The sequence below is a fragment of the Pseudomonas sp. Leaf58 genome (genome assembly GCF_003627215.1).
GTDB lineage: Bacteria > Pseudomonadota > Gammaproteobacteria > Pseudomonadales > Pseudomonadaceae > Aquipseudomonas.
In genome coordinates, this window is the sequence record NZ_CP032677.1 from 5,205,617 (window position 1) to 5,224,691 (window position 19,075).

General features: G+C 64.0%; 18 protein-coding genes and 1 other RNA gene. 8 read left to right on the forward strand and 11 right to left on the reverse strand.

Features of this window, described 5'->3' with window-relative positions:
* Window positions 1-35 precede the first annotated feature (35 nt).
* Entirely contained in the window at window positions 36-350 is a 315-nt protein-coding gene (locus tag DV532_RS24115; protein ID WP_056794176.1) for a DUF2388 domain-containing protein, read from the forward strand.
* Between the two features lie 49 nt (window positions 351-399).
* On the opposite strand, the gene gcvP is transcribed toward DV532_RS24115, so the two are convergent.
* The 10 genes from gcvP to DV532_RS24165 all read right to left on the reverse strand — a co-directional run bounded on the left by gcvP (window position 400) and on the right by DV532_RS24165 (window position 12,845).
* Window positions 400-3,273: an aminomethyl-transferring glycine dehydrogenase gene (gcvP, locus tag DV532_RS24120; RefSeq protein ID WP_056794173.1), complete on the reverse strand. Its 2,874-nt coding sequence runs from the start codon at window positions 3,271-3,273 to the stop codon at window positions 400-402.
* A gap of 194 nt (window positions 3,274-3,467) precedes the next feature.
* The gene (gene gcvH / locus DV532_RS24125) at window positions 3,468-3,851 is read right to left on the reverse strand and encodes a glycine cleavage system protein GcvH (protein WP_056794172.1); all 384 of its coding nucleotides are present in this window, start codon (window positions 3,849-3,851) and stop codon (window positions 3,468-3,470) included.
* A gap of 51 nt (window positions 3,852-3,902) precedes the next feature.
* On the reverse strand, window positions 3,903-4,985 hold the full coding sequence (gcvT, locus tag DV532_RS24130; protein WP_056794170.1) for a glycine cleavage system aminomethyltransferase GcvT: 1,083 nt from the start codon (window positions 4,983-4,985) through the stop codon (window positions 3,903-3,905).
* A 127-nt stretch (window positions 4,986-5,112) separates the two neighbouring features.
* Window positions 5,113-6,735 (reverse strand): iron ABC transporter permease, encoded by a 1,623-nt coding sequence (locus DV532_RS24135; RefSeq protein WP_056796603.1) that lies wholly within the window; start codon window positions 6,733-6,735, stop codon window positions 5,113-5,115.
* A 174-nt stretch (window positions 6,736-6,909) separates the two neighbouring features.
* Window positions 6,910-7,911: an extracellular solute-binding protein gene (locus tag DV532_RS24140; protein ID WP_056794168.1), complete on the reverse strand. Its 1,002-nt coding sequence runs from the start codon at window positions 7,909-7,911 to the stop codon at window positions 6,910-6,912.
* Window positions 7,912-8,029: 118 nt separating this feature from the next.
* Entirely contained in the window at window positions 8,030-9,247 is a 1,218-nt protein-coding gene (locus DV532_RS24145; protein ID WP_162948985.1) for a 2-octaprenyl-3-methyl-6-methoxy-1,4-benzoquinol hydroxylase, read from the reverse strand.
* Window positions 9,248-9,256: 9 nt separating this feature from the next.
* Entirely contained in the window at window positions 9,257-9,742 is a 486-nt protein-coding gene (locus tag DV532_RS24150; RefSeq protein ID WP_056794164.1) for a DUF4442 domain-containing protein, read from the reverse strand.
* Entirely contained in the window at window positions 9,739-10,938 is a 1,200-nt protein-coding gene (ubiH, locus tag DV532_RS24155; RefSeq protein ID WP_056794162.1) for a 2-octaprenyl-6-methoxyphenyl hydroxylase, read from the reverse strand. Before ubiH ends, DV532_RS24150 begins: the two co-directional genes overlap by 4 nt.
* Window positions 10,935-12,269 (reverse strand): Xaa-Pro aminopeptidase, encoded by a 1,335-nt coding sequence (gene pepP / locus DV532_RS24160; RefSeq protein WP_056794160.1) that lies wholly within the window; start codon window positions 12,267-12,269, stop codon window positions 10,935-10,937. The genes ubiH and pepP overlap by 4 nt, the downstream gene beginning before the upstream one ends.
* Before the next feature lie 21 nt (window positions 12,270-12,290).
* On the reverse strand, window positions 12,291-12,845 hold the full coding sequence (locus tag DV532_RS24165; RefSeq protein ID WP_056794158.1) for a YecA family protein: 555 nt from the start codon (window positions 12,843-12,845) through the stop codon (window positions 12,291-12,293).
* A gap of 181 nt (window positions 12,846-13,026) precedes the next feature.
* On the opposite strand from DV532_RS24165, the gene DV532_RS24170 reads away from it, so the two are divergent.
* The 4 genes from DV532_RS24170 (at window position 13,027) to DV532_RS24185 (ending at window position 14,411) form a co-directional block, all read left to right on the forward strand.
* Complete coding sequence (locus DV532_RS24170; protein ID WP_056796600.1) at window positions 13,027-13,209, forward strand: TIGR02449 family protein; 183 nt, start codon at window positions 13,027-13,029, stop codon at window positions 13,207-13,209.
* Window positions 13,206-13,526 carry a cell division protein ZapA gene (locus DV532_RS24175; RefSeq protein WP_056794155.1) on the forward strand — a complete coding sequence of 107 codons (321 nt, stop codon included), beginning with the start codon at window positions 13,206-13,208 and terminating at the stop codon, window positions 13,524-13,526. The genes DV532_RS24170 and DV532_RS24175 overlap by 4 nt, the downstream gene beginning before the upstream one ends.
* Before the next feature lie 17 nt (window positions 13,527-13,543).
* Window positions 13,544-13,723, forward strand: a non-coding RNA gene (gene ssrS / locus DV532_RS24180) — 6S RNA.
* Window positions 13,724-13,802: 79 nt separating this feature from the next.
* Window positions 13,803-14,411 (forward strand): 5-formyltetrahydrofolate cyclo-ligase, encoded by a 609-nt coding sequence (locus tag DV532_RS24185; protein WP_056794153.1) that lies wholly within the window; start codon window positions 13,803-13,805, stop codon window positions 14,409-14,411.
* A gap of 18 nt (window positions 14,412-14,429) precedes the next feature.
* Here the strand turns inward: DV532_RS24185 and DV532_RS30450 are convergent, their stop codons facing one another.
* Window positions 14,430-14,582, reverse strand: a complete 153-nt coding sequence (locus tag DV532_RS30450; RefSeq protein WP_162948980.1) for a hypothetical protein — start codon at window positions 14,580-14,582, stop codon at window positions 14,430-14,432.
* Window positions 14,583-14,760: 178 nt separating this feature from the next.
* Here DV532_RS30450 and DV532_RS24190 point away from each other — a divergent pair, with 178 nt between their 5' ends.
* The 3 genes from DV532_RS24190 (at window position 14,761) to rbbA (ending at window position 19,074) form a co-directional block, all read left to right on the forward strand.
* The gene (locus DV532_RS24190; RefSeq protein ID WP_056794151.1) at window positions 14,761-15,210 is read left to right on the forward strand and encodes an EVE domain-containing protein; all 450 of its coding nucleotides are present in this window, start codon (window positions 14,761-14,763) and stop codon (window positions 15,208-15,210) included.
* 187 nt (window positions 15,211-15,397) lie between these two features.
* Window positions 15,398-16,357, forward strand: a complete 960-nt coding sequence (locus DV532_RS24195) for an HlyD family secretion protein (RefSeq protein WP_056794149.1) — start codon at window positions 15,398-15,400, stop codon at window positions 16,355-16,357.
* Window positions 16,354-19,074 (forward strand): ribosome-associated ATPase/putative transporter RbbA, encoded by a 2,721-nt coding sequence (gene rbbA, locus DV532_RS24200; protein ID WP_056794148.1) that lies wholly within the window; start codon window positions 16,354-16,356, stop codon window positions 19,072-19,074. Before DV532_RS24195 ends, rbbA begins: the two co-directional genes overlap by 4 nt.
* The last annotated feature ends 1 nt before the right edge of the window (window position 19,075 follow it).

Below are 19,075 nucleotides of genomic sequence, written 5' to 3' on the forward strand. Positions count from 1 at the left end.
GCATCTTCAACCCTCACCCTTCGAGGTGTTTCAACATGCGTCTCAAAACTGCCATCGCCGCCGCTGCCTTGCTGTCGTTGCCTATTGGCTCGGCCATGGCCGATACCTTCTGGCGTAACGTGATGACTACCGGTGCTACCACGGCATCGAGCTACCTGACCTCAGGGGATCACAAGCTGGTAATGGCGGCGCAGGATGACGCCGGCAGCTTCGTGGCCAGCGAAGGTGCGATCCGCGGGCCGTTCCTGGAAGCGGCGATTCGCCAGGCGCGCGCGGAGAACCCGGGGATGCAGGCTTCCGACATGGAGCTGGCCAATGCCATCCTGGCCAAGAATGCAGTAGCCGAGTAACCGCGTCGCCTGCTTCGCGGGCATGCCCGCGAAGAGTCCAGCACTGATCTCAGCGATACGCCTCCAGCGGCACACACGCACAGAACAGGTTCCTGTCCCCATACACGTTGTCGACCCGGTTCACCGCTGGCCAGTACTTGTGCTGACGCACATGAGCACTGGGCGCTACCGCCTGCTCCAGGCTGTAGGGCCTGTCCCACACCGCCAGCACATCGGCCAGGGTATGTGGCGCATGTTTGAGCGGGTTGTTCTCCGCAGGCCAATTGCCCTCCTGCACTTCGCCAATTTCCGCCCGAATGGCCAGCATCGCCTCGACAAACCGGTCCAACTCGGCCTTCGACTCACTCTCGGTCGGCTCGACCATCAGCGTGCCCGGCACCGGGAACGACATGGTCGGCGCATGGAAGCCATAGTCCATCAGGCGCTTGGCCACGTCCTCTTCGCTAATGCCCGTCAGTGCTTTCAGCGGCCGTAGGTCAAGGATGCACTCATGCGCCACGCGCTGATTGCGCCCGCGGTAGAGCACTGGGAACGCGACGCCCAGCTGGCTGGCCAGGTAATTGGCCGAAAGGATCGCCACTTCACTGGCATCGGCCAGCTGCGGGCCCATCATGGCGATGTACATCCAGCTGATCGGCAAAATGCTTGCACTGCCCCAGGGCGCAGCACTCACGGCACTGTTGTTAGGGTCCAGGCCGGGTACCGGCACCACCGGGTGGCTGGCGACGAACGGTTTGAGGTGAGCGCGAATGCCAATCGGGCCCATGCCCGGGCCGCCACCGCCGTGGGGGATACAGAAGGTTTTGTGCAGATTCATGTGAGAAACATCGGCGCCAATATCCGCCGGGCGCGCCAAGCCCACCTGGGCATTGAGGTTGGCGCCATCCATGTACACTTGGCCACCGTGCAGGTGGACCACTTCGCAGATTTCGCGAATTCCCTCCTCGTACACGCCGTGGGTCGAGGGGTAAGTGATCATCAGGCACGACAAACGCTCCCCGGCTGCGTGAGCCTTGACCTTGAGGTCGGCCAGGTCAACGTTGCCATCGTCATCGCAGTCGACGATTACCACTTCCATGCCGGCCATTTGCGCCGACGCTGGGTTGGTGCCGTGGGCCGACGATGGGATCAGGCACAGCGTACGCTGCGGCTGGTGGCGGCTGCGGTGGTAGCGGGTAATAGCCATCAGGCCGGCGTACTCACCCTGGGCACCGGAGTTGGGCTGCATGCAAATGGCATCGAAGCCGGTAATCGCGCACAGCCAGTGTTCCAACTCGTCAATCATTGCCTTGTACCCCGTGGCCTGGGCCGCCGGGGCAAACGGGTGCAACTGGGCAAAGCCGGGCCAGGTAATGGGGATCATCTCACTGGTAGCGTTGAGCTTCATGGTGCACGAGCCCAGCGGGATCATCGACTGGTTCAGCGCCAGGTCTTTGTTCTCCAGCTGTTTTAGGTAGCGCAGCATCTCGGTTTCGCTGTGGTGCAGGTTGAACACCGGGTGGGCGAGGAATGGCGTGCGCCGCACCAGGCTGGCGGGGATGCCTTCGGGCAGGGCCAACTGGTCGAGTGTGGCGATATCCAAGCCGTGGTCCACCCCCAGGAAAATATCCAACAGGCGCAGCACCGTGTGCTCCGAACAGGTCTCGTCCAGGCTAACGCCTAGGTGCCCGCGGCCGAGGATGCGCAAGTTGATCTGCGCGGCTTCGGCGCTTTCGATAATGGCCGCCTGGGCACCACCGACATCCACGGTAAGTGTGTCGAAAAAATGCTGGTTGAGGCGCGGGATGCCCTTGGCTTCAAGGGCGGCGGCCAGAATGAAGGTCAACCGATGCACGCGCTGGGCAATGCGTTGCAGGCCTTCGGGACCGTGGTACACCGCGTAAAAGCCGGCAATGTTGGCCAGCAGCACCTGGGCCGTGCAGATGTTGGAGTTGGCCTTCTCTCGGCGGATATGTTGCTCGCGCGTTTGCAGGGCCATGCGCAGGGCAGTGTTGCCGCGGGCATCGCGTGACACGCCAATGATGCGCCCCGGCATGGCCCGCTTGTAGTCATCGCGGCAGGCGAAATAGGCCGCGTGAGGGCCACCATAGCCCATTGGCACGCCAAAACGCTGGGTCGACCCCAGTACCACATCGGCGCCCAGCTCCCCGGGCGGCGTCAGCACCACCAGGCTGAGCAGGTCGGCGGCCACACAGGCCAAGGCCTGCTGGCTGTGCAAATGGTCGATCAGCGGGCGCAGGTCGCGCACCTCGCCGTGGGTATCGGGGTACTGCAGCAAGGCACCGAACACGCTGTGTTTGGCCAGGTTATCCACAGAATCGACGATCAGTTCGAAGCCAAAACCCTCGGCGCGGGTCTTCAGCACCGACAGGGTCTGCGGGTGGCAGTGCTCGTCGGCGAAGAAAGCATTGCTCTTGTTGCGCGCTACCCGCTTGGCCAAGGCCATGGCCTCGGCAGCGGCGGTGGCTTCGTCAAGTAGCGAGGCATTGGCCAGGGCCAGCCCGGTGAGGTCGATGACCATTTGCTGAAAATTCAGCAGCGCCTCCAGCCGGCCTTGGGCAATTTCGGGCTGATAAGGCGTATAGGCGGTGTACCAGCCGGGGTTTTCCAGCACGTTGCGCAGGATGACCGTGGGGGTAATGGTGCCGTGGTAGCCCATGCCGATCAGGCTGGTCCAAACCTGGTTCTGCTGGGCGTAGCCGGCCAGTTTGGCCAAGGCGGCCTGTTCGTCCAGCGCCGCTGGCAGGTCGAGGGGGCGATTGAGGCGGATGTCTGGCGGTACGGTTTGCTCGATCAGCGCACTGCGGCTGGCGACGCCCAGCGCATTGAGCATGGCCTGCTGCTCTGCGGCATCGGGGCCGAGGTGGCGGCGCAGGAATGGGTTGAGCTCTTGCAGTTGATGCAGGGATGGCGACTGGGACATGACGACGCTCTCTTCCTCGACCAGCTCTCATGGAGACTTACAAGTCTAGGAAGGGATTGCCGATTCTGCGGGGAAAGTTGCTTGCAGGTCCGGCCTCTTCGCGGCTAAAGCCGCTCCTACAGGTACTGCACCCGCTTCGAATTCAGTGCAGTACCTGTAGGAGCGGCTTTAGCCGCAAAGCAGGCGACGCGGTCTTACTCGCCGATCGCGGCGGCGTAACCAGCAGCATCCAGCAGCTTGTCCAGCTCGGCCGGGTTGCTTGGCTTCAGCTTGAAGATCCACGACTCGTAAGGTTGTTCGTTGAGCAACTCCGGGCTGTCAGCCAGCTCTTCGTTGACCGCAATCACTTCGCCAGCAACCGGGGCGTAGATGTCCGAAGCGGCCTTGACCGACTCGACCACGCCAGCAGCTTCGCCAGCTTCGAATACCTTGCCGACTTCGGCCAACTCGACGAACACCACGTCACCCAGGGCTTGCTGGGCGTGGTCGCTGATACCCACGGTCACGGTGCCGTCGGCTTCCAGGCGGGCCCATTCATGGCTTTCGGCAAAACGCAGGTCGGCGGGGATATTGCTCATGTCTTGAATTCCTCGATTGGCTCAGCGGTACGCCCGCCGGTTAATAATTGTTCAGATCAGGATCTTGCCGTGGCGCACGAAGGTCGGTTTGACCACCCGCACCGGGTACCACTTGCCGCGGATTTCCACCTCGGCCCGGTCGGCGGTGGCCATGGGCACGCGTGCAAGGGCAATGGACTTGCTCAGCGTAGGCGAGAAACTACCACTGGTGATCTCCCCTTCGCCAATCCCGGCAACACGGACCACCTGATGGGCGCGCAGCACACCGCGCTCTTCCAGCACCAGGCCGACCAGTTTTTCCTGCACACCTTGCTCGATTTCCGCCAACAGGCTGGCGCGGCCGATGAAGTCGCGCTCGGCCGGCTCCCAAGCAATGCTCCAGCCCAGGTTGGAGGTGAGCGGGGTGTGGGTTTCGTCGATGTCCTGGCCGTATAGGTTCATGCCGGCTTCCAGGCGCAGGGTGTCGCGGGCGCCGAGGCCGCTGGGGGCGATGCCGGCGCCGACCAGGTCGTTGAAGAAGGCCACGGCCTGATCGCCGGGGATGATGATCTCCAGGCCGTCTTCACCGGTATAACCGGTGCGGGCAATGAACCAATCGCCTTCGGCAATGCCTTCGAACGGGCGCAGTTCACGGACCAGCGCGGCGCGCGAGGGGCTGAGCAAGGCGGCGACTTTTTCGCGGGCGTGTGGCCCTTGGATGGCAAGGATGGCCAGGTCATTGCGGTGCTGGAAGCCCACGGCAAAACCGCCACGCTGCACTTGCAGCCAGTCGAGCACCTTGGCCCGGGTGGCGGCGTTGGTGACCAGGCGGTAACCGGTTTCCGTGCGGTACACGATCAGGTCGTCGATCACCCCGCCCTGTTCGTGCAGCAAAGGGCTGTACAGCGCCTTGCCGGCATCGTCGAGGCGGGCCACGTCGTTAGCCAGCAAGCGCTGTAGCCAAACGGTGGCATCTGTGCCGTCAACATCGATCACGGTCATGTGGGAAACATCGAAAACGCCGCAGTCGCTGCGTACCTGATGGTGCTCCTCGACCTGCGAGCCATAGTGCAGGGGCATGTCCCAGCCACCAAAATCGACCGTCTTGGCGCCTAGCGCCAAGTGCAGGTCATACAAAAGCGTGCGCTGTCCCATGGGTTTCTCCTTCCGGGCGTGGCGAAGCGGCGGCGGTCGATGACGTTGGGTCGTCAGCTTTTCTTGTTACTAACACCCGCCGCGCGAATGCCGCGCATTGTAGCCGCAAGGTCGCAAGCTGGCATCCTCAGTAACTGTGACCGGGTCGACGAGCCGAACGGCGGATCAAGCCGATGACTGGCAGCAAACCGACCAATACCAGGCTTAGTGCCGGCAGCGAGGCACGCGCCCACTCACCTTCGCTGGTCATCTCGAACACCCGCACTGCCAAGGTGTCCCAGCCAAACGGGCGCATCAGCAAGGTGGCCGGCATTTCCTTGAGCACGTCGACAAACACCAACAAGGCGGCGCTGAGGGCGCCAGGCACCAGCAGCGGCAGATATACCTTGAAAAACAAACCTACGCCGCTGACGCCCAGGCTACGGGATGCCTCGGGCAGCGACGGGCGAACGCGCTCCAGGCTGCTCTCCAGTGGCCCGTAAGCCACCGCGATAAAACGCACCAGGTAGGCCAGCAGCAAGGCGGCAAGGCTGCCCAGCAGCAGCGGCTTGCCTGCACCGCCCAGCCAGCTGGACAGCGGGATGACCAGCTGGTTATCGAGGTAGCTGAAGGCCAGCATGATCGACACGGCCAGCACCGAACCGGGCAAGGCATAGCCCAGGTTGGCCAGGCCCACCCCGGTGCGGATACCGCCCGTGGGCGCCTGGCGCCGGGCAAAGGCCAGCAGCAGCGCCACGCAGACCGTGACCAGCGCTGCCATGCCGCCCAAGTACAGGGTGTGCAGCACCAGGCCGATATAACGTTCGTCCAGGTCATGCCTGCCACGCTGCCAAAACCACGCCAGCAATTGCAGCAGCGGGATGACGAAAGCGCAGGCGAACACCAACAAGCACCAGCCACTGGCCAGCCATGCCTTGGCCCCGCGCAGGTGGTACAGCGCCTGCCCTCGTGGCCGCTCGTGGCCACTGCGGCTGGCCCCGCGGGCACGGCGCTCGCCGTACAGCACCAGCATCACCGCCAATAACAGCAGGCTGGCCAACTGGGCCGCGCTGGACAGGCTGAAGAAGCCGTACCAGGTCTTGTAGATGGCAGTGGTGAAGGTATCGAAGTTGAACACCGCCACGGCGCCAAAATCGGCCAGGGTTTCCATCAGGGCCAGGGCGATGCCGGCACCAATGGCGGGCCGCGCCATCGGCAGGGCCACGCGCCAGAACGCCTGCAGGGGTGACAGCCCCAACACCCGCGCCGCTTCCATCAGGCCCTTGCCCTGGGCCAGGAAGGCCGTGCGCGCCAACAGGTAGACATAGGGGTAGAACACCAGCACCAGCACGGTGATCACCCCACCGGTGGAGCGCACGCGAGGCAGGCGCATGGGCCCAAACACCTCGCGCAGCACGCTTTGCACCGGGCCGGCGAAGTCCAGCAGGCCGACGAAGACGAACGCCAGCACGTAGGCGGGGATGGCGAACGGCAGCATCAGCGCCCAGTCTAGCCAGCGCCGGCCAGGGAACTCGCAGAGGCTGGTGAGCCAGGCCAGGCTGACGCCGAGCACGGTGACGCCAATGCCCACACCCACCACCAAGGCCAAGGTATTACCCAGCAGGCGGCTCATCTGGGTGTCGAGCAGGTGCGACCAGATCTGCAAGTCGATCGATTGCCAAGACAACAGCAGGACGCTCAGGGGCAGCAGCACCAGGGCGGCGATCAGGGAGACCGGGAGGTACCAGCGGCGTTGGGGGGTGTGGGGCAAGTTTGAAATCTCAAGTGCGATGGCGACCGCTGCGCGGTCGTTTGCGGGTAAACCCGCTCCCATAGGGACCGCACAATGCTGAACCCTGTGCAATTCCTGTAGAAGCAGGTTCATCGGAACGCCGAACCGCCGCGAAAGGGCCCTTGCAGGCCCCGAAAGGATAAAGCTTGGCGCTTAGTTCCAGCCAGCCCGATCCATCAAGCGAATGGCTTCAGCCTGGCGCTTGCCGGCGATTTCCACCGCAATGCTGTCAGCCTTGAAGCTGCCCCACGCCGCCACTTCGTCCGATGGCTTGACCTTGGGGTTGGCCGGGAACTCCTGGTTGATGTCGGCGAACAGCTTCTGCGCCTCTTCGCCGGTCATCCACTCCACCAGCTTTATCGCCGCCTCCGGGTGTGGCGCGTGTTTGGTCAGGCCGATACCCGACAGGTTCACATGCACGCCGCGGTCAGCCTGGTTGGGCCAGAAAATCTTCACCGGCATTTTCGGGTTCTGGTTATGCAGGCGCCCGTAATAGTAGGTGTTGACCACGCCCACGTCGCACTGGCCGGCCTCGATGGCCTGGATGACGGCGTTGTCGTCGGAGAACACGTCAGTGGACAGGTTGTTGACCCAACCTTTGACGATTTGCTCGGTTTTCGCTTCGCCGTGGGTCTCGATCAGGGTGGCGGTCAGCGACTGGTTGTACACCTTCTTCGCGGTACGCAGGCACAGGCGGCCTTCCCACTGTTTGTCAGCCAGAGCTTCGTAGGTGCTCAGTTCCGCCGGTTTGACCCGCTCGGTGGAGTAGATGATGGTGCGGGCGCGCAGGCTCAGGCCGGTCCAGTCATGGGACGAAGCGCGGTACTGCGGCGGGATGTTCTGGTCGATGACGTCGGACTTGATCGGCTGCAGGATGCCCATTTGCTCGGCCTGCCACAGGTTGCCGGCATCGACAGTCAGCAGCAGGTCAGCCACACCGTTGTCGCCCTCGGCCTTGATGCGCTGCATCAGCGGGGCTTCCTTGTCGGTGATGAACTTGATCTTGACCCCAGTCTTGGCGGTATAGGCATCGAACACGGGCTTGATCAGCTCGTCGATGCGCGAGGAGTACACCACCACTTCATCCGCCGCCTGGGCGGTGCCGCCGAACAGGGTCAGGGCCAGGGCGGCCAGTAGGGGCTTGCGTGGCAACATGGAAAGCACTCCTCGGATCATATGAGAGGTGCGAATGGTAGTGAATCCCATTTTCCGACTCATCTACCTAGCCGTTACTGGATGTTGCAAAGGGGGCTGTGCAGCAGCCCCAGCAATCTCAAGTTCTGGCCAATTCGGGCAGGTCACCACTCAAACCCAGTGCCTGCCGCACAAACAGTGCCTTGGCCTCCGGCATTTGCTCCACCAGCTTCAATCCGCTGTTACGCAACCAGCGCAACGGCAACGGGTTGGCCTGGAACAACCGCTCGAACCCTTCCATCGCGGCCATCAGTGCCAAGTTGTGCGGCATGCGCCGCCGCTCGTAACGGCTCAGCACCTTCACATCCGCCAGCCGCTCGCCACGCTCGCAGGCATTGACCAACACTTCGGCCAGTACTGCGGCATCGAGAAAGCCCAAGTTCACGCCCTGCCCAGCCAACGGGTGAATGGTGTGCGCGGCATCGCCAATCAACGCCAGGCCTTCATCCACATAGCGCTTGGCATGGCGCTGACGCAGCGGCACGCACATCCGCGGGTCGGCCTGCAGCACCTCCCCCAGGCGGCCCTCGAACGCCCGCTGCAGGGCTTTCAGGAAGGTCGTTTCATCCAGCGCCATCAACTGCTCGGCATGTTCCGGCGTGGTCGACCAAACGATCGAGCACCAATCCTGCTGGCCATCGCGGCTCAACGGCAGGAACGCCAACGGCCCTTCATCGGTAAACCGCTGCCAGGCCGTAGCCTGGTGCCCGGCGCTGCAGCGCACGCTGGTGACGATGGCATGGTGCAGGTAGTCCCACTCACGGGTTGCGCAACCGGCCAGGCGCCGCACCGCCGAGTTGGCGCCATCGGCCGCGATCACCAGTGGCGCACGCAGTTGGCGGCCATCGGCCAGGGTCAGCAGCCATTCGTCACCCGAGCGGCGCAGCTGTTCCAGCCGCGCGTTGGGCAGCAGGCCAATATCGCTGTCATGCAGGCGCTCCAGCAGGCCGTCCTGCACCACTCGGTTCTCGACGATGTGGCCGAGCACCTGAGCATGCACGCTGGCAGCCGAAAAGTGGATCTGGCCGGTGCCGCTGCCATCCCACACGTGCATGTGCGAGTACGGTGTGGCACGCCGCTGGGCAATACCGTCCCAAGCGCCAAGGCGCTCAAGGATACGCTGGCTGGCCGCCGACAACGCGCTGACGCGCGGCTCGAACGGGGCCTGAGCATCGAACGGTTTGACCGACAGCGGGCCACCGTCGAGCAAGAGGATTTGCAGGCCGCTGTGGCGTAACGCCAGGGCCAGGGCGCTACCGACCATACCGGCACCGACAATCAACAGATCTGCGCGCATTTCCATGCTTTACGCCAGCCTCGCTTGCGGCTTAAGCCGCACATATAGAGTTTTATCGACCCGCGCCACCAGTTCGCCAGCCCCGTCGCGGATATCGACCTGCAACCGCGGCAGGCACTTCTTGCCGGTGGCGGTCTGCTGGCGAATGTCGTCCAGCAGCGCGTCATCGACGTGGAGTTCGGCATACACCGGGCCTTTGCCCGGCGAAATGAAATCGATGTTGGCGGCCTTGTCCCAGACGATGTAGTCACGCCCCAGCTGCTCGATCAGCAGCAGCATGTAGAACGGGTCGACCATCGCATACAGGCTACCGCCGCACTGGGTGCCAACGTAGTTACGGTTCCAGCGGGTCAGCTTCATCGCCACCTTGACGCTGCGCAGGTCTGGGCTGATGTGCTGCACGCGGATACCGGCACCGAAGTACGGCGGGAACAGGTTCAGCCGCCAGCGCAACAGGCGCGCCCGGCGCGCTAGCCGGCGCGAGTCATCACTCATGCGCGCCCCCGCGGATCGGGGCGAGTGCCCAGGCCCATGGCCTGCCGGGCAAACCAGCTTTTGGCCGGTGGCAGCAGATCAAGGCCGAGCAGGCCCAGGTTACGCCCAGCGGCCAGCAACGGCTGGCTGCTGCCAAACAGGCGGGTGACCTGATCGGAAAAACCGATGGTCAGGGCCTGGTCCAGGCGCTGGCGTTGGTGGTAGGCCTGCAGCGTGGTCAGGTCGCCAGGCTGCTGCGGGCCGGCCAGCAGCGCCTCGGCCAGCGCCTGCACGTCACGCAGCGACAGGTTGAAGCCCTGGCCGGCGATAGGGTGCAGGCTGTGCGCGGCGTTGCCCAGCACCACCAGGTGCGGCCGTACCTGCTCTTGGGCCTCGATCAATGACAACGGGTAGAGGTGGCGCGCGCCGACCTGGCGCAAGGCGCCCAGGCGGTAGCCGAACACGCCCTGCAACTCGCGGAGGAAATTGCGCTCGTCGATATCGGCCAGGCGCCGCGCGTCCATGCCCTGGCGAGTCCAAACCAGTGCACAGCGGTTTTCCGGCAGCGGTAGCAAGGCCATGGGGCCTTCTTCGGTGAAACGCTCGAAGGCCTGACCACCGTGAGCCTCACCCGGGGTGATATTGGCGATCAATGCGCTCTGTTGGTAAGGCGTGTGGCGCACATGGATGCCCAGCTGTTCGCGCAGGCCAGAGCGGCCACCGTCAGCCAATACCGCCAGGTCACATTCCAATGCGGTGTCGTCGTTCAGCAGCAGGCGGTAGCCGCCTTCGATCGCCTGCATCGAGGCCACTTCTGCCGGGCAGCGCCAGCTCACCACCTCGCTGTCCAGCCCTTGCCACAGGCATTGGCCCAGCCAGGCGTTTTCCACCACGTAGCCCAGCGCTGGCACGCCTTCTTCCATTGCATCCAGGCGGGTGCTGCCGAAGCGGCCGCGGTCGGACACGTGAATTTGCCGGATCGGCTCGGCGCGGCGGCCAATGGCCTGCCACAGGCCCAATTGCTGATAGATTTGCTGGGTACCGAACGACAACGCCGACGAGCGCGCATCGTAGCTGGGCTGGAAGCTGTCGCCGGGGGCGAACGGCTCGATCAGCAGGATCTTCCAGCCACGTGCCTTGGCCCCGGCCTGCAGGGCCAAGGCCAAGCTGGCACCCACCAGGCCGCCGCCGATGATCGCCAGGTTCACCCGATTCATGCCGCGTCCTTGCGGGCGGCCTGCATCAGCGCCTCGATCTCGGCGACCGTGCGCGGCACGCCCGAAGTGAGGATTTCACAACCTTGCCTGGTCACTACCACGTCGTCCTCGATCCTTACACCAATGCCGCGCCACTTTTTGGCTACGGCCTGATTGTCGGCACCGATGTAGATGCCCGGTTCGACGGTCAGCGCCATGCCGGGCTCAAGCACCCGCCACTCGCCGCCCACCTTGTAATCGCCCACATCATGCACATCCATGCCCAGCCAATGCCCGGCACGGTGCATGTAGAAAGCACGGTAGGCCTCGCTGTCGATCAACGCCTGCACCTCACCGGTCAGCAAGCCCAGCTCCACCAGGCCCTCGGTGATAACCTTTACGGTCGCCTCGTGGGCATGGTTCCAGTGCTTGCCGGGGGCGATTTCGGCAAACGCCGCCGCCTGCGCCTTGAGCACCAGCTCGTAGATGGCCTTCTGTTCGGGCGAAAACCGCCCGCTGACCGGGAAGGTACGGGTGATGTCGCTGGCGTAGCAGTCGATCTCGCAGCCGGCGTCGATCAGTACCAGGTCACCATCCTTGAGCGGGGCGTCATTCTGCTGGTAGTGCAAGATGCAGCCATTACGCCCAGCCGCGACGATCGAGCCGTAGGCTGGCATCTTCGCCCCACCCTTGCGGAACTCGTAGTCCAGCTCGGCTTCCAGGCTGTATTCGTGCAGCCCGGCCCGGCAGGCCTGCATGGCCCGCACGTGGGCCCGCGCCGAAATGCTTGCGGCGGCGCGCATCACCTTCACTTCCGCAGCCGATTTATACAGGCGCATGTCGTGCAGCAGATGATCCAGCGCAACGAACTCGTTCGGCGGCTGAGCCCCCAGGCGCGCCTTGGAGCGGATCACGTTGATCCAGTCCATCAGCCGGCGGTCGAACTCGGGGTTGCTACCCATGGCACTGTAGACCCGCTCGCGGCCCTCGATCAGGCCGGGCAGAATCTCGTCGATGTCGGTGATGGGGAAGGCATCGTCGGCGCCGAAATCGCGCACCGCACCTTCCTGGCCGGCCCGCAGGCCGTCCCACAGTTCGCGCTCGGGGTTGCGTTCACGGCAGAACAGCACGTATTCGCCATGCTCACGCCCCGGGATCAGCGCAATCACCGCCTCCGGCTCAGGGAAGCCACTGAGGTACTGGAAGTCGCTGTCCTGGCGGTACACGTGCTCGACGTCGCGGTTGCGGATGGCAACCGCAGCGGCGGGCAGGATGGCGATGCTGTTGGGGACCATCTGCGCCATCAGCGCCTTGCGCCGACGGGCATACTCGGCCTTGGGAATGTGGCTCATGGGCAGGCTACCCCCGGTTGATCAGTGCAGCGATGGCTTGGGCGCGGGGGCGGCCGGCTTGGCCAGCTCGGAGAACAGCAGCAGGGGCGCCACACGCAGGTATTCCGTGACTTCCATGTAGTCGCTCTCACCATCCTCGGACTCTTCGAGGGCTTCCTGAACCTGGGAAATGGCCACCAGGTCCTGCAACACTTCCTTGGCCTCGTCAGACAGGTCCTTGCCACCGGCGTTCAGGCCGAAACCGGTAATGAAGCCCTGACACCACTGGCCCAGCGCGGTGGCGCGATCGGTCAAAGCGGCGTCGTCGGAAGGCAGCAGCAGGACGATAGCCATGTCGTCGCTGGTCAGCTCGCCCTTGACCATTTCCTGCAGGCCGACCAGGGCGTTGCGTACGGTGTCACCGGGTTCGGTTTCCAGCAGCTGAGCGGCGTCAGCCAGCCAGCCTTCGGCATCGAAACCAGCGCCGGCGCAGCTGCGGCCGATCAATAGGCCGTGCAGTTCGGCGGGGGTAACAGGGTGGCCATTGCTGGAAAGCAGCATGGCGAAAGCGATGTAGGGCGATTGGGTATTGGGCATGGGCTGCTAGGCGCCAGACGGCGCAATGACTAGAATGGAGACCTTGTATCCTAGCACCGCCAGGCGCGCCAAGACCATCGGCACTGGCCGTCGCGGCCTTGGGCGAGGCATCATCGCAAGGTGAGTCAACGATGGAGCGAATCGAGTGCAACCCACGCAAGAGAACGACCTGCAGGCACTGATGAGCCGATTCGAGTTGCTGATCGAACGCATCGAGCAACTAAAACGGCAAAATGCACTCCTAGTAGCTCAGGAACGATCCTGGCGCGAAGAGCGCGCCCACCTCATCGAAAAGAACGAGATCGCCAAGCGCAAGGTCGAGTCGATGATCTTACGCCTCAAGGCTCTGGAGCAAGACTCATGAGTTCAAGCAATAGCGTCACCGTGCAGATCCTCGACAAAGAATACTCGATCATCTGCCCGCCGGAAGAGCGCAACAACCTGGTCAGCGCCGCGCGTTACCTGGACAGCAAGATGCGCGAGATCCGTAGCAGCGGCAAGGTGATTGGCGCCGACCGCATCGCGGTCATGGCGGCATTGAACATTACCCACGAGATGCTGCACCGCCAGGAAGATCGCGCCCAAGCCCCGGTCAGCGGCACCAACCGCGAACAGGTGCGCGACCTGCTGGATCGTGTGGATAAAGCTTTGTCCGACGACACGGATACCAAAATCAGTTGAGATTGGTATACTGGCGCCACTCCCTGGGGGATGCGCCAGTCGGTTATGTCCCTGAGCCGATACGCACAACCACGGGGGTTGCACGCTGGGGCCGGTGTGCATGTCCGCCCGACGGAAAGCCTTAACGCCCCCTGCAATCTCCACCTTGAACTTTCGGGTTCAAGGGCTACACCGATAGCGGTCTTATCGGGGAGCCTGAATTCTTGCCCGCCCTCCCCGGCGGGCATTTCGTTTTGGCCTACGCTGTTTGCCAGCACACCTGGGATCGCCCGTGCCATGACCGACACCGTGCCGCTCACCCGCCCCCAGCTTCGTCGCCAGCTCCGCAATGCCCGCCGCGCCCTTACCCCTGCCCAGCAACGCCAGGCTACCCTTGGCCTGTACCGCCAGCTGGCGCAGCACCCATTGTTCCGCCGCGCCCGACACATTGCTTTGTACCTGCCCAACGATGGCGAAATCGACCCTTGCCTGCTGCTGCGTGAAGCCCAGCGCCGTGGCAAACACACCTACCTGCCGGTGCTGCATGCCTGGCCGCGCACGCGCATGGTGTTCCAGCGCTTCGAGCAGGGCGAGAAGCTCAAACCCAACCGCTTTCGCATTCCCGAGCCGGTCACCGAGCGCAAGCGCCAGCGCCCGATCTGGTCGCTGGACCTGATCCTGTTACCGCTGGTCGGTTTCGACGAAGTGGGCGGGCGCCTGGGAATGGGCGGTGGTTTCTATGATCGCAGCCTGGCCTACCAGGGACGTCGTAAGACCTGGAAAAAACCGTTGCTGCTGGGGCTGGCACATGAATGCCAGAAGGTCGAGCGGCTGGCTCAGGCCAGTTGGGATGTACCGCTGCAAGGGACGGTCTCGGACCGTGGCTGGTACCTGGCGCCGCGTTGAACGGCGCCAGTGGGGGCATCAACGTTGTGGCTGGCTGGCGTCGACCGGCAGCTGGTAGGCGTTATCCTGCTTGCGCTCCAGGAACCCTTGCGCATAACCGGTAGTAACCACACCCAAGCCAAAAATAAACACCAGGATCCACAGCAGATCCGGCTTTTTACGTTGATTCATCGAAGATTGCCCCCCAGGCAAACTGTTCAAGCTCGGCGATTTTGTGAGCACCGCCGGAGCATCGCATTTTAAACGGGGCGCATTTTCCGACAACCTGCGTCTGCAAGCAAACCTTGACGCCAACCGGCTGTCGGTTTCGTGCAACAGGTTATTTCAAACCTTTTCAGGAGCAGCATCCATGGCCTACTGGCTGATGAAATCCGAGCCTGACGAGCTCTCCATCGAAGCCCTCGGCCGGCTCGGCGAAGCGCGCTGGGACGGCGTGCGCAACTACCAGGCTCGCAATTTTCTGCGGGCCATGAGCGTTGGCGATGAGTTCTTCTTCTATCACTCCAGCTGCCCGCAACCGGGCATCGCCGGCATTGCCCGCATCACCCGCGCGGCGTACCCGGACCCAACCGCGCTGGACCCGCAAAGCCATTACTACGACGCCAAGGCCACGGTCGACAAGAACCCATGGAGCGCGGTGGATGTGGCCCATGTACAGACCCTGCCACGGGTGCTGGAACTGGGCCAGTTGAAACAGCAGGCCGGCCTGGCTGAACTGCCGTTGGTGCAAAAGGGCAGCCGCCTGTCGGTGATGCCGGTGACGCCAGAGCAATGGGCAGTGATTGTCGCGTTGCGTTGAAACTGCGGCTAAGGTCATAAACCAATGGGGCCGCCCTGCGGCCGGCAGCCATGTGCTGTCCCTGGGGGAGCTGGCTTGCCGGCGATGGGCTGCAAAGCAGACCCAGTCATCGATTTGACCGATATCAACACGCCACACATGGCCGCAGGCCATGATGCAGTGTGCACGACCGCAAGGATGCAGAACGATGAACCGATACGCCCCCAGAATCTTCGCCACCGCGCTGATCGCCCTGCTAGCGGCCGCCGGTGGGCTAGGGTACTGGAAGTCGCTGCACGATCAGTTGCCCGAAGGCCTGAGCATGGGCAACGGCCGCCTCGAAGCCACCGAAGTGCAAATCGCCAGCAAAATCCCCGGGCGCCTGGCTGAAGTGCTGGTCGATGAGGGTGACAAGGTCACCCGCGGCCAATTGCTGGCACGTATCGACACCCGCACCATGGAAGCCCAGCGCAGCCAGGCCGAAGCCGAGGTACTGCGCGCCCGCGAAAACTACGCTGCCGCGCAGGCCAGCGTACAATTGCGCCAGAGCGAACTGCTACTTGCCAGCCAGGAACTCAAGCGCGTACGCGAGATTTTCCAACGCAAATACGCCAGCCAGCAGTTGCTCGATCAGCAGCAGGCGCGCTTTGACACAGCCAACGCCGCCGTGGTCGCCGCCCGTGCTCAGCTAGCGGCAATCAAGGCCGCCATCGGTGCCGCCGAGGCCCAGGTGGCCCAGCTTACCAGCGAGATCGACGACAGCAGCTTGCGCGCGCCGATAAACGGCATCATCCAGCTGCGCCTGGCCGAACCCGGTGAAGTGCTGGGAGCCGGGGGCCGGGTATTGATGCTGATCGACCCCAGCGACCAATACATGAACCTCTACCTGCCAGCCTCCACCAGCGGCCAGCTAACGGTGGGCGACCAAGCGCGCATCGTGCTCGACGCCCTGCCCGAGCGGGCGCTGCCGGCAAAGGTAGCGTTTGTCGCGGCCAAGGCCCAGTTCACGCCCAAGCAGGTAGAAACCCGTGACGAGCGGCAAAAGCTGGTGTTCCGGGTCAAGCTGCGCCTGACCGACCCGAGCGCCGTACCGCAGGCCAAACCGGGCATGCCAGGTGCCGGCTACGTACGCACGGCTGAGGTGGACTGGCCGGCTAACCTGCAATGAACGCCCCGGCACTGCTGGCCGAGGGCATCAGCCACCGCTATGGCGACCTGGTGGCCTTGCATCCCCTCGGCTTCAGCCTACCGGCGGGCACCCGCTGCGCGCTGATCGGCCCTGACGGGGCAGGTAAATCGACTCTGCTGGGGCTTATCGCCGGCGTCAAGCGCCTGCAACAGGGTGAACTGCAAGTGTTGGGTGGCTCCATCCGCCAGCGACGCCATCGCGCGGCGCTGTACCCGAAAGTGGCATTCATGCCGCAGGGGCTGGGCAACAACCTGTACCCGGAGCTGTCGATCAGCGAGAACATCCGCTTTTTCGCCACCCTGTTCGGCCTGGGCCGCCGCGAGTGCGAGCAGCGCATGGCCAACCTGCTGCAGGCCACCGACCTGCAGCGCTTTGCCGAACGCCCAGCGGGCAAGCTGTCGGGCGGCATGAAGCAGAAGCTGGGGCTGTGCTGTGCACTGATCCACGAGCCAGACCTGCTAATCCTCGACGAACCGACCACTGGCGTCGACCCGCTATCACGGCGACGCTTCTGGGAGCTGGTCGAGCAGGTTCGCGCGCAACGCCCGCAACTGACCCTGCTGGTGGCCACTGCCTACATGGAAGAAGCCGAACAGTTCGAGCATTGCCTGATGCTCGATGGCGGTCGCCTTTTGGCCGCTGGCCCCAGCCGCGAGTTGGCTGCGGTCACCCCCAGCGGCAAGCTGGACGATGCCTTCACCCATTACCAGGGCGCAGGCAAGGCTGAACACCAGCCGCTAAGTATTCCGCCGCGCCCGGCCACTGACGGCCCGGTCGCCATCGAGGCCCACGACCTGACCCTGCGCTTTGGCGACTTCACAGCGGTAAACAAGGTCAGTTTCGCCATTGGCCGCGGCGAGATCTTCGGCTTCCTCGGCTCCAACGGCTGCGGCAAGACCACCACCATGAAAGTGCTCACCGGCCTGATGCCGGCCAGCGAGGGCAACGCCAGCTTGCTCGGCCGCCCGGTGGATGCCAGCGACCTGGCCACGCGCAAGCGGGTCGGCTTCATGTCGCAGAGTTTTTCGCTGTATGGCGAACTCAGCACCCGGCAGAACCTGGCCCTGCACGGCCGGCTGTTCGACCTGCCCCAGGCCGAGAGCGCCCAGCGCATCGATGAGCTGATCCAACGCTTCGACCTGGGCGCAATCGCCGATCAACCGTCCGGCGCCCTGCCCCTCGGCCTGCGCCAGCGCCTCTCGCTGGCGGTGGCGGTGTTGCACCGCCCTGAAGTGCTGATCCTCGACGAACCCACCTCCGGCGTCGACCCGGCCGCCCGCGACGACTTCTGGCGGCTGCTGGTGGAGCTGTCACGCGAGCAGGGCGTGACGATTTTCCTCTCCACCCACTTCATGAACGAAGCCCAGCGCTGCGACCGCATCTCGCTGATGCACGCCGGCCGGGTACTGGCCTGCGACACACCCAGTGCACTGCAGCGCCAGTACCAGTGCGACACCCTGGAAGACGCGTTCGTGCGCTGCCTGGAACAAGCCCAGGAGCTGGCACCACAAGCCACGGCCAACACCGTGCTGGAGCAAGCCACCACGCCTGCACCGGCGCTGCGCCAGGGTTTCAGCCTGCGTCGTCTGCTGGCGGTAGCCAGCCGCGAGGGCAAGGAGCTACTGCGCGACAAGGTGCGCCTGGCCTTCGCCCTGCTGGGCGCGATGTTCATGATGGTGATCTTCGGCTACGGCATTTCGCTGGATGTAGAAAACCTCGCCTTCGCCGTGCACGACCAGGACCAGAGCCCGCAAAGCCGGGCCTACCTCGAAGCCTTCCGCGGCTCGCGCTATTTCGCCGAACAAGCGCCCATCCGCGATACCCGTGAAATGCACCAGCGCCTGCAACGCTCGGAAATCAAACTGGCGTTGGAGATTCCGCCCGGCTTTGGCCGCGATCTTTACGCCGGGCGCCAGCCGGTGGTGGCCGCCTGGCTCGACGGCGGCATGCCGTTCCGGGCGGAAACCAGCCGCAACTATGTGGAAGCGGTACACCAGGCCAACCTCGAGCACCTGGCAGCGCTCAGCCAACAGCCGCAGCCACGCCAGGACCTGGTGCGCCTGGAAACCCGTTTCCGCTACAACCAGGACGTAGTCAGCGTGAACGCCATCGGCCCGGGGGTGATGGCGCTGATCCTGGCCTTCATACCGGCCATGCTCACCGCGCTGGGCATCGTCCGCGAGAAAGAGCTCGGCTCCATCACCAACTTCTACGCCACGCCCCTCACCCGCCTGGAGTTCCTGCTCGGTAAGCAGATGCCCTACCTGGCCGTGAGCCTAGTCAACCTGGCGCTGCTGTTGGCGATGAACCGCTGGCTGTTCGCCGTGCCGCTCAAGGGCAGCGTGCTGGCCCTGGCCTGTGGTGGCGTCGCGTACCTACTGGCGACCACCAGCCTGGGCCTGCTGATTTCGGCCTTCACCCGTACCCAGATCGCGGCGATCCTGGGCACCATGATCATCACCAGCCTGCCGACCATCCAGTTTTCCGGGCTGATCGTGCCACGCTCGTCGCTGGACGGCGCGGCAGCAGTAATGGGCCAGCTGTTCCCGGCAGGCTACTTCCTCGACATCGCGGTCGGCACGTTTACCAAGGCGCTGGGCCTGCGCGAACTGTGGCCGCAATGCCTGATCCTGCTGAGCTTCTTTGTGGTATTCACCGGCCTCAGCCTGGCCATGCTGAAGAAGCAGGAGGCCTGAC

Bases quoted from the DNA above. Each gene is read 5' to 3' on its own strand.
- DV532_RS24185 (WP_056794153.1), top strand. From the start codon at position 13,803: ATGACCGACACCGTGCCGCTCACCCGCCCCCAGCTTCGTCGCCAGCTC.
- DV532_RS24190 (WP_056794151.1), top strand. From the start codon at position 14,761: ATGGCCTACTGGCTGATGAAATCCGAGCCTGACGAGCTCTCCATCGAA.
- pepP (WP_056794160.1), bottom strand. From the start codon at position 12,269: ATGAGCCACATTCCCAAGGCCGAGTATGCCCGTCGGCGCAAGGCGCTG.
- ubiH (WP_056794162.1), bottom strand. From the start codon at position 10,938: ATGAATCGGGTGAACCTGGCGATCATCGGCGGCGGCCTGGTGGGTGCC.
- gcvP (WP_056794173.1), bottom strand. From the start codon at position 3,273: ATGTCCCAGTCGCCATCCCTGCATCAACTGCAAGAGCTCAACCCATTC.
- DV532_RS24165 (WP_056794158.1), bottom strand. From the start codon at position 12,845: ATGCCCAATACCCAATCGCCCTACATCGCTTTCGCCATGCTGCTTTCC.
- DV532_RS24140 (WP_056794168.1), bottom strand. From the start codon at position 7,911: ATGTTGCCACGCAAGCCCCTACTGGCCGCCCTGGCCCTGACCCTGTTC.
- rbbA (WP_056794148.1), top strand. From the start codon at position 16,354: ATGAACGCCCCGGCACTGCTGGCCGAGGGCATCAGCCACCGCTATGGC.
- DV532_RS24145 (WP_162948985.1), bottom strand. From the start codon at position 9,247: ATGCGCGCAGATCTGTTGATTGTCGGTGCCGGTATGGTCGGTAGCGCC.
- DV532_RS24195 (WP_056794149.1), top strand. From the start codon at position 15,398: ATGAACCGATACGCCCCCAGAATCTTCGCCACCGCGCTGATCGCCCTG.
- DV532_RS24150 (WP_056794164.1), bottom strand. From the start codon at position 9,742: ATGAGTGATGACTCGCGCCGGCTAGCGCGCCGGGCGCGCCTGTTGCGC.
- DV532_RS24175 (WP_056794155.1), top strand. From the start codon at position 13,206: ATGAGTTCAAGCAATAGCGTCACCGTGCAGATCCTCGACAAAGAATAC.
- gcvH (WP_056794172.1), bottom strand. From the start codon at position 3,851: ATGAGCAATATCCCCGCCGACCTGCGTTTTGCCGAAAGCCATGAATGG.
- DV532_RS24115 (WP_056794176.1), top strand. From the start codon at position 36: ATGCGTCTCAAAACTGCCATCGCCGCCGCTGCCTTGCTGTCGTTGCCT.
- DV532_RS24170 (WP_056796600.1), top strand. From the start codon at position 13,027: ATGAGCCGATTCGAGTTGCTGATCGAACGCATCGAGCAACTAAAACGG.
- DV532_RS30450 (WP_162948980.1), bottom strand. From the start codon at position 14,582: ATGAATCAACGTAAAAAGCCGGATCTGCTGTGGATCCTGGTGTTTATT.
- gcvT (WP_056794170.1), bottom strand. From the start codon at position 4,985: ATGGGACAGCGCACGCTTTTGTATGACCTGCACTTGGCGCTAGGCGCC.